13 protein-coding genes are annotated in these 14582 nt (G+C 41.6%); 6 read left to right on the top strand and 7 right to left on the bottom strand.

Annotated features, from left to right (window positions below; translation table 11 throughout):
- Positions 1 to 174 precede the first annotated feature (174 nt).
- From FC093_RS01350 to gpmI, 5 genes are all read right to left on the bottom strand, one after another.
- Positions 175 to 993: a class D beta-lactamase gene (locus tag FC093_RS01350; RefSeq protein ID WP_137259936.1), complete on the bottom strand. Its 819-nt coding sequence runs from the start codon at positions 991 to 993 to the stop codon at positions 175 to 177.
- Positions 994 to 1022: 29 nt separating this feature from the next.
- A complete protein-coding gene (gene kbl, locus FC093_RS01345; protein ID WP_137259935.1) occupies positions 1023 to 2210 on the bottom strand; it encodes a glycine C-acetyltransferase in 1188 nt (395 codons plus the stop codon).
- Positions 2211 to 2477: 267 nt separating this feature from the next.
- Positions 2478 to 3119 carry a DUF4230 domain-containing protein gene (locus tag FC093_RS01340; RefSeq protein ID WP_137259934.1) on the bottom strand — a complete coding sequence of 214 codons (642 nt, stop codon included), beginning with the start codon at positions 3117 to 3119 and terminating at the stop codon, positions 2478 to 2480.
- A gap of 10 nt (positions 3120 to 3129) precedes the next feature.
- Positions 3130 to 3675, bottom strand: coding sequence for a DUF4230 domain-containing protein (locus FC093_RS01335; RefSeq protein WP_170970957.1), 546 nt, complete (start codon positions 3673 to 3675; stop codon positions 3130 to 3132).
- 219 nt (positions 3676 to 3894) lie between these two features.
- Positions 3895 to 5421: a 2,3-bisphosphoglycerate-independent phosphoglycerate mutase gene (gene gpmI, locus FC093_RS01330; RefSeq protein WP_137259932.1), complete on the bottom strand. Its 1527-nt coding sequence runs from the start codon at positions 5419 to 5421 to the stop codon at positions 3895 to 3897.
- Between the two features lie 113 nt (positions 5422 to 5534).
- Between gpmI and FC093_RS01325 the strand changes: the two genes are divergently transcribed.
- The 6 genes from FC093_RS01325 (at position 5535) to FC093_RS01300 (ending at position 12853) form a co-directional block, all read left to right on the top strand.
- Positions 5535 to 5918 (top strand): DUF4783 domain-containing protein, encoded by a 384-nt coding sequence (locus tag FC093_RS01325; RefSeq protein WP_137259931.1) that lies wholly within the window; start codon positions 5535 to 5537, stop codon positions 5916 to 5918.
- 371 nt (positions 5919 to 6289) lie between these two features.
- A complete protein-coding gene (serC, locus tag FC093_RS01320; protein ID WP_137259930.1) occupies positions 6290 to 7360 on the top strand; it encodes a 3-phosphoserine/phosphohydroxythreonine transaminase in 1071 nt (356 codons plus the stop codon).
- Between the two features lie 201 nt (positions 7361 to 7561).
- Complete coding sequence (locus tag FC093_RS24495) at positions 7562 to 7828, top strand: DUF433 domain-containing protein (protein ID WP_206106481.1); 267 nt, start codon at positions 7562 to 7564, stop codon at positions 7826 to 7828.
- Positions 7829 to 8162: 334 nt separating this feature from the next.
- On the top strand, positions 8163 to 9395 hold the full coding sequence (locus FC093_RS01310) for a DUF1015 domain-containing protein (protein ID WP_137259929.1): 1233 nt from the start codon (positions 8163 to 8165) through the stop codon (positions 9393 to 9395).
- 7 nt (positions 9396 to 9402) lie between these two features.
- Positions 9403 to 10410, top strand: a complete 1008-nt coding sequence (locus FC093_RS01305; RefSeq protein ID WP_170970956.1) for a tetratricopeptide repeat protein — start codon at positions 9403 to 9405, stop codon at positions 10408 to 10410.
- 652 nt (positions 10411 to 11062) lie between these two features.
- On the top strand, positions 11063 to 12853 hold the full coding sequence (locus tag FC093_RS01300; protein WP_240743143.1) for an AMP-dependent synthetase/ligase: 1791 nt from the start codon (positions 11063 to 11065) through the stop codon (positions 12851 to 12853).
- A 79-nt stretch (positions 12854 to 12932) separates the two neighbouring features.
- Here FC093_RS01300 and FC093_RS01295 read toward each other — a convergent pair whose 3' ends face one another.
- Positions 12933 to 13742, bottom strand: a complete 810-nt coding sequence (locus tag FC093_RS01295; protein ID WP_137259927.1) for an SDR family oxidoreductase — start codon at positions 13740 to 13742, stop codon at positions 12933 to 12935.
- A gap of 245 nt (positions 13743 to 13987) precedes the next feature.
- A complete protein-coding gene (locus FC093_RS01290; protein ID WP_206106480.1) occupies positions 13988 to 14515 on the bottom strand; it encodes a VOC family protein in 528 nt (175 codons plus the stop codon).
- Between the last annotated feature and the right edge of the window lie 67 nt (positions 14516 to 14582).

Raw genomic sequence — 14582 nt, 5'->3', positions numbered from 1 at the left:
TGCTGTAAATCATTATTGATGACTTACTTAGAACTTAAAATGATAAAACCTGAATCATTTTTACAGGCTTATTTTGATTGTAATAATACCGCAGATTGCTTCGCTCCGCTCGCAATGACGATGAATTTACATTCCAATACATCGTACATCACACATCTGACATCCAACATCGTATCATTTTTTTCCCTGCATAAAACCTTGATGCTTTAGTATGCCTTTCAGTATATTCATGCGTACGGCAACCATGTCCATATTATGCGGACCTTCTATATTCAACACAAAAAAATAAACATGCACGTTTTCTTCTATCCAGCCTACCATCCAGCCAAGTGAATTGCCATTTTCCGTATAGCCCCAGCCGGTTTTGTAGCTCAATTGGTAATTGGCGTTGCTTTCCTGCAGCATTATTTTTTTTACAATGCTTTGTGGGCGCTTATCAAAAGGAAGTTGTCCAAAATATAGCTTTTTTGCCAGCCCTAATTGTTCATCCGGTTTTACCTTCAGTGAATTATCGAGCCAAAAAGTGTCAATAGCACTGGTTATTTTTTCTGTTCCGTAATGCAGGCTGTCGAGCCATTGCTGCATGGTATCTTTACCAATGCGCCTTGCTACTTCCTGGTAATACGGAACGGCAGATACCTTAAAAGCTTCTTCCATTGTAAGATCCTTATCCCACTCAGGTCTGCGTACAACACCATCCCAGGGAATCACCATTTTTTCGCTGCTGATGATGCCGGTTTGTAAACCAATGAGCGAGTTGACAATCTTGAAAGTAGAAGCCGGCAAATACGAAGAGTCTCTAAAGCGCAACAAGTTGTAAACGGTAAATTCTCCATGTGCGTTGTCAAACATACCAAAACAGCCCTTTACCCCATTACTATCGAAGTATTGCTTTAAATCGTTATTTACCGAAACGTTGCTTTGTATGCAGGCACTGAATAAAATGGTTACCAACAGTGCTATACCAATATTTATGAATGTATGTCCTTTCATTATTCTATATTAAATCTTACTTATTCAAATTATTTAAGTACGCCGAGTTCTTTGCCAACTTTGGTAAAGGCTGCTATAGCTTTATCTAAATGTGCCTGCTCGTGCGCTGCACTCAACTGCACACGTATGCGTGCCTGGCCTTTGGGTACTACAGGGTAAAAAAAGCCGATAACATAAACCCCCTCGTCCAACAGTTGTGCGGCAAAGTTTTGCGCCACTACCGCATCGTACAGCATGATGGGCACAATCGGGTGGTCGCCGGGTTTAATGTCGAAGCCGGCTTCGGTCATTTTGGTACGAAAACACCTGGTGTTGTACTCCAGCTTGTCGCGCAAGGCAGTAGTTTCGGTAAGCATATCCAGCACAGCAATAGAAGCACCTACAATATTAGGCGCCACGCTATTGGAGAACAGGTAAGGCCGGCTGCGCTGGCGCAACATTTCAATGACTTCTTTGCGTCCCGAAGTAAAGCCACCATTAGCGCCGCCCAATGCTTTGCCAAGCGTGCCCGTAATAATATCAATTTTGCCCATCACACCACGGTACTCATGCGTACCGCGACCATTTTTACCTAAAAAACCGGTACTATGCGAGTCATCCACCAGCACAGCGGCGTTGTATGTATCAGCAAGGTCACAAATTTTATCCAACTGTGCAATGGTACCATCCATACTAAACGAACCATCGGTAACAATAATGCGGCTGCGGAGGTGTTGTGTTTCTTTCAGTTTATTTTCAAGGTCTTCCATATTGTTGTGCTCGTAGCGGTAGCGTTGTGCTTTGCAAAGCCGTATACCATCAATTAAGGAAGCATGGTTTAATGCGTCGCTGATGATGGCATCTTCTTCATTAAAAAGGGGTTCAAATACACCACCATTGGCATCAAAGCAGGCAACATACAAAATGGTATCTTCGGTGCCTAAGAAGGCTGATATTTTATCTTCGAGTTCTTTGTGAAGGTCCTGCGTACCGCAAATAAAACGTACGCTGCTCATGCCATAGCCGTGTGTATCTATAGCTTTATGCGCAGCTTCTATCACTTTGGGGTTGGAAGATAAACCCAGATAATTATTAGCACAAAAATTCAATACAGTTCTACCATTCACTTCTATTTCCGCGCCTTGCTCGCTGGTGATAATCCTTTCATTTTTATACAAGCCTGCGTCTTCTATGCCTTGCAGTTCATTTTTAATACGGCTTACCAATTGCTCGTTCATAGTTTAATTGTTGTTGTATGTGGAGCAAAGGTAAGGTGAAGCGCAAAGATTTTTTTGAGCCGCAAAGTCGCGAAGCCGCTAAGGTGTATGAAGGGATTTGTTGAAATAGATAATTATGCTTTGTGCCACTTCCTTACTAATAGCTTTGTGGTTTAAAAGCACACCATAAGTATTTTTATTCTTTTAAAATATACATACTGTACTCTATACCGTTTTTATTCAGTACTGTTCAGTACTCCGTACCCGAAGCTTGCAGCTTATCTTATATTACTCCATTTTTATGGCATTACCTCTAAACTGTATTATCACTTTTTGGTATCCGGCAGCTTTGAAAAAACTAGTCAATACATCCACTGCTTTCTTTTCTGATTGTGCCAGCAAGCCTCTGCTCATCGCATCGGATATGGCTAAATAACGTATCTTATTTTTAAGGTTGGCAACGGCAGTATTATCCCATGCGCCTACTTCTATAAACACTTCTACATCTGATGGATTAACTATTACATCGAGTATTTGTGCCGCGGGCAAGATGATATGGATAGAATCTTTGGTGCCGCTTATATCCGTATCACGCAACTGCTGCATATCAATACCAACGTTGGTAGTAGATTTGCCAATAATCACCAGCTTGCGGGTGGACGCCGGCAGTTCAATAGCAGGCAGTAATGGAATATCGATGGTTTTAGTATCGGCAACGGTGGTATCTGCCACCATTTCTTCGTAAGCCGATATAGTAACTAACTGTGCGATAGCTTGTATTTGTTTTATTACCACTGGTGTGTTTTCAATGGTTACAGGTTTGGGTTTAAATAAACTGCCGACTGAAGGCAATGCTTTATATTTAGTAAACAGCCAGTATGCTACTATTAATACTACAACAATCATCAATATGTTTCTTACCCGTTTCATCCTGTTATGTTTACTCAAATATTACACTTACATGTTTGTAACCTACCTGCTGCAAAAGATGCTGTATGTAGGTAACGGCATTCGTCTCGGCGGTTTGCAAAATACCAAGTGAGGTTGCCAGCTTCCTTATCTGCTGCTCGGCTTGCGCCAATAGCTGTTCGCGCTCTGCTGCCGAAAAAGGGTCTCTTAATAAGCCAATATCCTGATACGCCACTTGTATTTTATTGGGCGGAATAGCTATGCTGAATAGCTGTGCATGAGGTAATGTTACTGTAATCAGGCTATCCCCTTCTACCTCAAAATTGTTTCTACTGACCTGTTGCAAATCAATGCCAGCTTTGAGGTGTGCTTCGCAATGCATGAGTATCTTACGGTCGCCTATTTTATACCAGGTTTGGTCGTCGCTGGCACGAATGATTTTGGTGAGCGTATATTCAGCAGTAGCCAATTTGCCTGTTTGCTGGATGGCTAAGATAGTGGCTGGCAAATCGCGTTCTTTTTCTTTTTGCCTGCAGGCAGATGCAAACAGGAGAAGTGCGATAAGGAGGATAAGCAAACAGGTCTTTGATAAATAAAAAAGATACATGTAGAATGGGCACAAATAAATATGCCAAGCTTGTGCCCACTTTTGCCTTGCCCTTAATCCTTATCTACAGGTGAGGAAGAGAATAATAAAAGGCAGCGGCTAAGCTGCTGCCTTTTATTAACAATAAATATTTTTTCAAAAATTAAGTAAGGAGCTACCGTACTGCCTTTTAATTAATAACAAGCAACTTTACTTATCAATCAACGGTTCTCCCTTCATTTCTGCCGGTATAGGTAAGCCCATAATCTTTAAAATTGTAGGTGCTATATCGCCCAGTTTTCCTGGCTTTACAGTGCCGTTAAAATCATTGCTGATGATAAACAGCGGAACTAAATTGAGCGAGTGTTGTGTATTGGGCGAGCCATCTTCATTTACCATATAATCGGCATTGCCATGGTCGGCAGTAAGCAAAATGGTATAGCCGTGTGCCAGCCCTGCTTTTACTACGCGCTCAACACACTGGTCAACTGTTTCGGCTGCCTTTATCACTGCCTGCCACACGCCGGTATGCCCAACCATATCCGTATTGGCAAAGTTGAGGCAAATAAAACCGGCATATTCCTGTTCTATTTCTGCAACCAGTTTATCAGTTACTTCCAGGGCGCTCATCTCCGGCTGCAAATCGTAAGTAGCTACTTTGGGCGAAGGCACCATAATACGGGTTTCCCCTTCAAACGGCACTTCACGTCCGCCGCTAAAAAAGAAGCTCACATGCGGGTATTTCTCCGTTTCGGCAATGCGTATCTGCTTTAAACCATTTGTACTTATTACTTCGCCCAGCGTATGAATGAGGTTATCTGTTTCAAAAATCACATGCACATTTTTAAACGATTTATCATACTCCGTCATGGTAGTATAATGCAGGTTGAGCTTGTGCATGTTAAACTCATGCATATCTGCCTGCGTAAGCACATACGTGATTTCGCGGCAGCGGTCGGTACGGAAGTTAAAGCAGATGGCCACATCGCCATCCTGTATAGTAGCAATGGATTGGCCGCTCGCATCCGTAATTACTGTTGGTAAAATAAACTCGTCTGTTACGTGTTTTACATACGATTCTTCTATTGCGGTTAAAGGATTAGTGGCATATTCACCTACGCCATTTACCATAGCATCGTACGCCAGCTTAATGCGGTCCCAGCGTTTATCCCTGTCCATAGCATAATAGCGGCCACTTACGGTAGCAATCCTGCCAACCGTTTCATCTAAATGCATCTGTAAACCCTTAATAAAGCCAAGGCCGCTTTTTGGGTCGGTATCACGTCCATCGGTAAAGGCATGGATATATACTTTCTCCACTCCTTCTGTAGCACACAAAGAAGTAATAGCTTTCAGATGATTAATGTGCGAGTGCACGCCGCCATCGCTCACCAAACCCAGCAAATGCAGCGGCTTATTGCTGTTTTTTGCGGTGTGAATAGCCGCCAGCAACTGCTCATTCTGGTAAAATTCTCCATCACGGATAGCCACATTGATGCGTTGTAATTCCTGATATACAATTCGTCCTGCACCAAGGTTTAAATGGCCTACTTCACTATTGCCCATTTGCCCTTCGGGCAAACCTACGGCTTCACCACAAGTCACCAGCGTAGTGTTTGGGTACTTGCTATACAAAGAGGTTACAAAAGGCACATTAGCGTGCTGAATCGCATCGGCGGCTTTTACTTTTCCCAGTCCCCAGCCGTCCATAATAATGAGTATGACTTTCTTTTCCATTTGTTAAAACTACAGCAAAACAACATTATTTTTTAACCTGTACGTTAAAAGAAGGTCAGATCTATAGCCTGGTTAATTAGTTTTATTGACCAAGTTGCAATAAATTTACAATTATGAAAAAGATTTTACCCCTGTTGCTGATAGGTTTTTCTTTGATGTCCTTTACGCTGTTTCAGAGCGGCAGGGAAGAAATGATTACCGCCCTGAAGCAAGGCAATGCAGAGCAGTTTATTAAATATTTGGATAATACGATAGATATTAAAATGCCCGATAGCGATGAAATGAAAGGCGTGCAGAAAACAGAGGCTGCCAATACATTGAGGAGTTTTTTTGCAGATAACGGCATTACCAAATTTGATGTTACTTCGCAGCGCGAACTCGGCGGCACCATGTACGTAACCGGCAAGCTGATAGGCACTACCGATTACAATCTCACCGCTATGATTAAGAGTTCGCCCGATAAACTTTCTATTATAACTTTAAGAGTTAATAAATAACATCGTTCATTTGGCAGTTAGTTTTGATAATAATCCCACCGCTTTCGCACGGTGGGATTTTTTTATGGTAAGCATTGAATCACGAAGGCATGAAATACTAAGTTGCATAGAGAAGTTTTGCTATACAAAGTGTCTCCTACTTGTGTGCTTGTGAATAAGAGAGTAGGTCTAAATTCACCATTAAAAGCAAAAGGTTTTGAACCATGACGCAAAAACTTTCTTTAATACGGTAATGCCATAAATCCTATACATCCCGGTTCAGATAAGCGGTTTAATCCTGGCCTGAATGGCTTCTGCAGGGCAGGAGAAAAATTATCCCGAAACATCATCATCCAAAAATCCGTTTACTTTGCAGCCTCAAAATGCAAAATATGATGATGCACAATTTCAATTCAGGTCCTTCTATCCTGCCTAAAGAAGTATTGCAGCAGGCTGCCGATGCTATCCACAACTTTAATGGTATTGGCTTATCCATTCTTGAAATTGGTCACCGCACATCGTGGTTTCAGCAGGTGATGGACGAAGCGCAAAGTCTGGTAAAAGATCTGATGCAAATTGGCGATGAGTATGCCGTTTTGTTTTTGCATGGTGGTGCTACCACACAGTTTATGCAGGTACCCATGAACCTGCTGCCTCAGAATAAAACGGCGGCTTACATCAACAACGGTATCTGGGGCAACAAAGCCATCAAAGAAGCAAAACTCTTTGGCAATGTTGCCGAAGTGTCTTCTACAAAAGATAAAAATCATTCTTATATAGCTAAAGATTTTACGGTGCCACCAGATGCCGTGTACCTGCATTATACTACCAACAACACGGTAGAAGGTACCGAATGGCATCAACTGCCAAATGCTGGTGATGTGCCGTTGATTGCCGATATGAGCAGTGATATTTTCAGCAAACCATTTCCGTACAACAAGCATGCACTGATTTATGCAGGGGCACAAAAAAATGCAGGTGCGGCAGGCGTTACACTTGTGGTAGTGCGCAAAGATTTATTAGGCAAAGTACAACGCGCCATTCCCACCATTTTAGACTATCGCCCGCATATAGAAGCTGGTTCTTTACTTAATACGCCGCCGGTGTTTGCAGTATATGTAGCAATGCTTACAATGCGCTGGATAAAAAAAGAAGGTGGGCTGGGAGAAATGGAAAAGCGGGCAAAGGAGCGTGCAGATTTATTTTATAATGCCCTGGATACATTACCTCTTTTCAAACCGCTGGTTGCCAAAGAAGACCGCAGCCTGATGAATGCAACTTTTGTGATTGAAGATTCAGCAAAAGAACAGCAGTTTTTAGATCTCTGCAAGCAAAACGGCATGGTGGGTGTAAAGGGACATCGCAGTGTAGGCGGTTTGCGCTTATCTATGTACAATGCCATGCCGCTGAGCAGTGTGGAAGCTATTGTTGAGTTGATGAAGGATTTTCAGAATAAACAATAGTTTTTGAACCGCGAAGACACGAAGTTGCACGAAGATTTTAGATGAATGTGTTGATTGAAATTAAATTTGGTAATTAATGCTGTCGTTCCGCAAAGCCGCCAATTAGAAAGTGTTATTACAAACAAACTATCTGTGGCTTTGTACAGAATCTGTGAATGAATTTAAATCAACCTAATTTTGGAAAATTACTAAACAATTTCTATGGAAGAGCCTTTAAAAAGAATAACGGTTGATAACAATATATTGGATGGTAAGCCCTGTATTCGCGGAAAGCGGATTTCCGTTCAAACTATTTTAGAATTCTTAAGTGCAGGCGACAGCCATGAAGATATTTTATATCAATATCCTTTTATATCAATATCCTTCTTTAGAAGAAAAACACATAGAAGCATGTTTAGTATTCGCTGCAAAAATTTCAGGTTTACATTATCACATTCATCCAATACAGCAACATGCCTAAGTATTTGATTAATGTAAATCTGCCTTATTATTTTCCCTTATGGAATACACCGGATTTTATTCATCAAATAGATATTGACGACATGTGGACCGATGAAAGGATTTGACAATATGAGAAGGAGCATCATTTAATTATTATAACGAAAGACAAGAGGATTTCTCAATAAAGCAATTTGTAAGCGGAGCGCCGCCAAAAATTATTCATGTAAAGTTTGGTAATAAGAAGTTGAAAGTATTCTTCCAAATTATTAATTCCTGCTGGCATGATGTAGAAGTATTAATAGAAAATTATAATCTTGTAAACATTTATCAAAATAAAATAGAAGCCATTATATAAAATAAAATGAGTGTTATTAAACCTTTCAAAGCCCTTCGCCCGCAGGCGCAGCTCGCAAAGCAGGTTGCCAGTCGTCCTTATGATGTACTGAACAGTAACGAAGCAAAAACAGAAGCGCAGGGTAATCATTATTCTTTTTTACATATCACTAAAAGCGAAATTGATTTACCGGAGTCAACAGATATTCACTCGCAGGCGGTGTATGACAAAGCCAAAGAGAACCTGCAGGCTTTTATTAAGCGCGACGTGCTGTTTAAAGAAAATAAAGAGTGCTACTATATTTATCGCCTCACCATGAATGGCCGCAGCCAGGCAGGTTTGGTGTGTGTAAGCAGTGTGGATGATTACGAAAATAACGTCATTAAAAAGCACGAGTTTACACGCCCCGAGAAAGAGCTGGACCGCATCAACCACATGAAAACAATTGGTGCGCAAACCGGCAATGTATTTCTTGCTTACCGCGATGTAGAAGCAGTGAATGATTTGCTAAGCAATTGCATGAGCAAAAATCCCGTGTATAATTTTACTTCGGACGACGGCATTGAGCATACAATCTGGCTTATCAGTGATGACAAAATTGTAAACAGCATTACACAATTATTTGCAACCGAGGTGCCCGCCACCTACATTGCCGATGGTCACCACCGCGCTGCTTCTGCTGCCAAAGTAAGGCAAGCCATGGGCAGCAAAGCCACACCGGCATCCAACTACTTTTTAACCACTTTATTTCCGGCTTCGCAGTTGCATATTATGGATTACAACCGGTTGGTAAAAGACCTTAATGGGTTTACACCAGATACATTATTACAAAAAATAGAAGCAGATTTTACAGTAGAAAATAAAGGCAGCGAACCGGTAAAGCCAACGGCACTGCATCAGTTTGGCATGTACCTCGCCGGCACCTGGTATTTACTTACAGCCAAAGAAGGCACTTACACCAACGACCCTATCGGCTTGCTGGATGTAACCATTCTGCAAAATAACATTTTGCATAAACTGCTTGGCATAAAAGATGTGCGTACCGACAGCCGGATAGATTTTGTGGGCGGCATCCGTGGCTTACAGGCATTACAACAACGTGTTAATAGTGGTGAAATGGCAGTAGCCTTCAGCCTGTATCCTGTAAGTTTGGAGCAATTGTTTGATATTGCAGACAGCGGCGAAGTAATGCCTCCCAAAAGCACCTGGTTTGAACCAAAGCTGCGCGACGGCTTATTAACGCACCTTATTGATGAATAAACAATTTATGAAGCGATACTTTTTGATAGCTTTTCTCTTTTGCAGTGTACTGGTGGCACACGCACAGGCCAATACCGATACCTTGCGTGCAAGGGCGCAGGCTTTTCTTATTAAAGGCGATTACGACAATGCTTTATCGGTGCTCAACCATGCTGCGGAAATGGATGCGAGTAATAAGGATATCCTAAAGGATGAAGCTTACATTTATTACCTGCAACGCAACTTTGCAAAAGCAATAGAAATAGGCAAACAAATCACCAGCCGCTCTGATGCCGATGTGCAAAGCTACCAGATACTGGGGCTTGCCTACAAAGCTATAGCCAACTATACTGATGCTGAAAAGCTGTATAAAAAAGGGATAAAGCAATTTCCCAACAGCGGTGTTATATACAGCGAGTATGGTGATTTGCTGGCACAGCAAAACCGTCCCGACGATGCTATTAAGCTGTGGGAAAAAGGCATACAGGTAGATCCTAATAACAACAATAATTACTATTACGCTGCGCGTTATTATTCGTCAAAAAACCGTCCGCTTTGGGCGGTTATTTACAGCGAAACATTTGTAAATATCGAAAGCCTTACGCCACGCACTGTAGAGATAAAAGATATTTTGCTGAGTAACTATCGCAAGTTGTTAAATACCCAGCTACTACAGTCATTGTCAAAAGATGGCAGCCCATTTGAAAAAGCGGTTGCCAACAATTATCTCAAATACACCGGCATGTACGATGAGGAGTTGTCGCCTGAAGCGCTCACTGCCGTTCGCGCACGCTTTATTTTGGACTGGTATGCCAATGGAAGCGCTCCTTTTGCCTTCCGCCTGTTCGACCATCAGCGTTTGCTGCTGGGGCAGGGTATGTTTGACGCGTATAACCAGTGGCTGTTTGGCGCATCTGCCAGTAGCAGTTCGTATCAATACTGGACCAGCAACCACCCGCAGGAAATGAAAGACTGGCAAACATATTTGCGCAGCGTAGTGTATAAAATTCCCGAAGGGCAATACTTCCAACATTAGACGGAAATTTGGAGAGATTGTTGGGATAGGTAGGAAGGAAAAATTACTAATATTTTAGATCTCTTTACTTTGCAATGCCGGCTTAAAAACCGGCATTCTTCTTTTGAGGTGAACTGCATGCTACTATTAAACTTTAGTTACATTGCACACTCCTTTAGAATAAAGATGGAGCATTTATGCGATTACGTGTTTGTTGAGCCACAGTGTAAAAGGAGTTGGAGCAGAGAAAGGACGTCTTTGCGGGCGCAGCGAAGCAATCTGTGGATTGTAGTATAATCAAAATGTTCCTTCATTAATAATTGCTACTAATACCATTTCAACGTAGATAGTTCGGCTAATCAGTAAAGATAAATGAGTTGCATAATTTTATTAATCTGCACAACTCAATTCGAAATGGTATATTACTAAACCCTACTATGAAGTTTAAAACAGATCGCTTATATTGACTTACAGTATAGTACAGATTGCTTCCCTCCATTCGCAATGACGTTGGTTTTTAATCCAAAAGACGATTTAAAATATTTGCAACTGACTGCTTTAAACAAAAAGGTACTTCGTGCAACTTTCTTTCCTGGAGCCTTTATGGTTCAAAAAGAAAAAATCCCAACCTATCTATTATATTTGTTTTCGCTACAATACAAAGCGTTGAAATATGATGGATAAGCCGCGCCGCCTCTTTGATGCCATTGCCTGGCAACTGCAACAATTTCCAAAGCCCGACATGCTGAATGCCAAAGAAAAGGGTGCCTGGAAACACTACAGCACACAACAGGTAGCAGAAAATGTAAACAAGCTATCGGCTGGATTGCTGCAATTGGGTGTGAGCGGTAATGATTTTACACCCGAAGGTTCCGATAAAATTGCCATCATCAGTAATAACCGCCCGGAGTGGTTATTTGCAGATATGGCAGTGCAGCAGATTGGGGCTATATTGGTGCCATTGTATCCCACTACCAACCCGCTGGAGATTGAATTTATACTCAACAATGCAGAGGTAAAATACATATTCGTAAGCAGCGACGATTTATTTGATAAAATAAGTGCCATTAAACCGCTGGTGCCCTCGTTAAAAGAAATTTACACGTTTGATGTAATAAAAGGTGCTAAACATTGGAGCGAGGTAACGGCATTGAGCAATGAGGCATTGCTGCTACAAGTGGAAACATTAAAGACATCTATCCCCGAAGAGCATGTGGCTACCATCATTTATACATCGGGCACTACGGGCACCCCCAAAGGGGTAATGCTCACGCATAAAAATATTGTGAGTAATGTCCTGTACTCAAAAGAAACTTTTCCGTTTATAGATGCACCACATTACAAAGTATTAAGCTTTCTGCCGCTCAATCACATTTTTGAAAAGTGTGTTTCTTACATTTATATGTTTAGCGGCAACAGTATTTATTATGCCGAAAGCCTGGAGGCAATTGGCGATAATTTAAAAGAAGTAAAACCCGATGGCTTTACTACTGTGCCGCGCCTGCTGGAGAAAGTATTTGAAAAAATAATGCACACCGGCTCGCAACTAAAAGGCATGAAAAAAGTACTGTTTTTTTGGGCGGTCCGGCTGGCGGCGCAATACGATAATTTGAAAGATGGCGGCGCGATATATAACCTCAAACTAAAGCTTGCTAATAAATTAATTTTCAGCAAGTGGCGCGCGGCATTGGGTGGCAATATCTCCTTTATTGTAACCGGCGGTGCTGCCTGCCAGGAGCGTTTATTGCGCATCTTCAACGGCGCGGGCATACCGGTGTATGAGGGCTACGGACCTACAGAAAACAGCCCGGTAATAGCCGTTAACCGCAGAAAGAATGAAGACAGAAAATTTGGTACTGTAGGGCCGGTAATCAAAGGCGTAGAATTAAAGCTGGAAGAAGACGGTGAGATATGTGTGCGTGGTGCCAGTGTAATGAAAGGCTATTACAAACGCCCCGATTTAACAGCAGAAACCATCATAGATGGCTGGCTGCATACCGGCGATATTGGGGTGCTGGAAGATGGTAAGTTTTTAAGAATAACCGACCGCAAGAAAGAGCTGTTTAAAACGAGCGGCGGTAAATACGTAGCACCGCAGCCTATTGAAAACAAGCTGAAGGAAAGCATGTACATTGAGCAGGTGATGATAGTTGGCGCTGGTCAAAAGTTTGTAGGCGCATTAATAGTTCCTTCGTTTGCAAACCTGAAAGCCTGGGCGGCGCAGCAAGGCATTCCTTTCACCAGCAATGAACAACTGATAAAAGAGCCGAAAGTGCTGGACTTATACAGGTCTATACGCGATAAATACAACCCTTTCTTCAATCATGTAGAACAGGTAAAAAAGTTTGAATTATTGCCAAAAGAATGGGGTATCGATACCGGCGAAATGACGCCTAAGATGAGCCTGAAACGAAAGGTGGTAATGGACAAATACAAAGCTGCAATAGAGCGGATTTACGATTAGTTTTTTGAATTGAACTAAAAGCACGAAGAAGTATAAACTTTCCAATTTTGTATCTTTGCGCCTTCGCAGCTAAATTAATTTATCCATTATCTGCAAAGCCCGGATACAACGTCATACCGCCATCTATATAAATGTTGGCGCCGGTTATATAATCGCTATCGTCACTTGCAAGCCATACCGCCAGTTTGCCTATATCTTCCGGCTGCCCAATGCGCTTATATGGTATTAGTTCCATCAGCTTATTTAATGCGTCATCTGTCTCCCAGGCTATACGGTTGATAGCCGTTTTGATAGCACCAGGGCAAATGCTGTTGACGCGGATTTTTTGGGATGCATATTCCTGCGCAATGGTTTTCATCAGCATATTAATACCGCCTTTGGATGCAGCATAATTGGCGTGCCCTGCCCACGGTATTACATCATGCACGCTGCTCATACATATAATTTTGCCTGCGGCAATGGAACGTTTTTCATCTACACCTCTTTTCAAAAATTCCTTAATGGCCTCGCGGGCACACAGAAATTGCCCCGTAAGATTTACCCCAATCACTTCATTCCATTGTTCCAATGTCATTTCGTGAAAAAGTGCATCCCTTTGAATGCCCGAATTATTCACCAGAATATCCACTGTTCCAAATTGTTGTATTGCCTGTGCAAACATATCTTTTACCTCTTCTTCCCTGCTTACATCGGCCCTTACAATAATGGCTTTGCTACCCGCTTGCTCTATGTATTCCTTTACCTTTTCTGCCTCGTTTGCCGAAGAGATACGTGTATGATTGATGACTACTTTAGCGCCGGCTTCGCCAAATGCTCTTGCAACACCTTCGCCTATGCCGCTGCTGCTGCCCGTAACAATGGCTACCTGTCCTCGAAGTTTCTTGTCCATACTATTATTAAGGTTAAATAACTGGTTCCAAAAGTTATTCCAAGGTAATCGTTTTCTTTATATACTTAAATAAAGTGCAGCTTATGCGTTTTATCCTGATTTTTATTTGATGAAAGTTTGGTAAATAAGTTGATGCCTTGGTTATATTATTTTGCTATTAACCTATAGATACCAAATGGTGAATTAACCAATGTCCGCTCCGTTTTTAGCAATACCTTTAGCTGTATGGCGTTATTGTCAGTTTGTTATTTGGTTGTCTCGCTACCAAGTTCTTTCCCTAACTTTTCATATTCGATGTCATTCGGCTCCCAAAGTTCTACCTTGTTTCCTTCCGCGTCAAGAATATGCACAAATTTACCGTAGTCGTAAGTTTCGATAGTATCCAAAATGGTTACTCCGCTTTTCTTCAATTCCTCTACAAGTACTTCTATGTTTTCAACCCGGTAATTTATCATAAAGTCTCTTGCCGAAGGCTCAAAGTATTTCGTTGTTTCATTAAAAGGACTCCAGGTCGTAAATCCTTTTTTTGTGCTGTCTGCACCTTGATGCCATTCAAAAACTGCCCCGTATTGATTTGTGCTTAAACCAAGATGCTCTTGATACCACGCTTTCATTTTGTTAGGATCTTTGCATTTGAAAAAAATGCCGCCAATACCTGTTACTTTTTTCATTGTTATCTGCTTATTAGATTGTTTTGAAATTATGGTCTTAAACGCGAAACCTAAACAGAATGATGCCGCAATAACTAAAATTAACAATGATGTTTTTCTCATTTGTCTGAATGTTTCTGGCATTTACTGTTTTACTTGTTATGCTTCTGACTAACGTTGAAGCATTTGT

Source organism: Ilyomonas limi (assembly GCF_005233845.1).
Taxonomy (GTDB): domain Bacteria; phylum Bacteroidota; class Bacteroidia; order Chitinophagales; family Chitinophagaceae; genus Ilyomonas; species Ilyomonas limi.
Note: the sequence above shows the minus strand (reverse complement) of the source record. Positions and strands in the feature narration are given on the sequence as shown.

Bases quoted from the DNA above. Each gene is read 5' to 3' on its own strand.
- FC093_RS24495 (WP_206106481.1), top strand. From the start codon at position 7,562: ATGGAAGAGCCTTTAAAAAGAATAACGGTTGATAACAATATATTGGAT.
- FC093_RS01295 (WP_137259927.1), bottom strand. From the start codon at position 13,742: ATGGACAAGAAACTTCGAGGACAGGTAGCCATTGTTACGGGCAGCAGC.
- FC093_RS01310 (WP_137259929.1), top strand. From the start codon at position 8,163: ATGAGTGTTATTAAACCTTTCAAAGCCCTTCGCCCGCAGGCGCAGCTC.
- kbl (WP_137259935.1), bottom strand. From the start codon at position 2,210: ATGAACGAGCAATTGGTAAGCCGTATTAAAAATGAACTGCAAGGCATA.
- serC (WP_137259930.1), top strand. From the start codon at position 6,290: ATGATGATGCACAATTTCAATTCAGGTCCTTCTATCCTGCCTAAAGAA.
- FC093_RS01350 (WP_137259936.1), bottom strand. From the start codon at position 993: ATGAAAGGACATACATTCATAAATATTGGTATAGCACTGTTGGTAACC.
- FC093_RS01305 (WP_170970956.1), top strand. From the start codon at position 9,403: ATGAAGCGATACTTTTTGATAGCTTTTCTCTTTTGCAGTGTACTGGTG.
- FC093_RS01290 (WP_206106480.1), bottom strand. From the start codon at position 14,515: ATGAGAAAAACATCATTGTTAATTTTAGTTATTGCGGCATCATTCTGT.
- FC093_RS01325 (WP_137259931.1), top strand. From the start codon at position 5,535: ATGAAAAAGATTTTACCCCTGTTGCTGATAGGTTTTTCTTTGATGTCC.
- gpmI (WP_137259932.1), bottom strand. From the start codon at position 5,421: ATGGAAAAGAAAGTCATACTCATTATTATGGACGGCTGGGGACTGGGA.
- FC093_RS01300 (WP_240743143.1), top strand. From the start codon at position 11,063: ATGATGGATAAGCCGCGCCGCCTCTTTGATGCCATTGCCTGGCAACTG.
- FC093_RS01340 (WP_137259934.1), bottom strand. From the start codon at position 3,119: ATGAAACGGGTAAGAAACATATTGATGATTGTTGTAGTATTAATAGTA.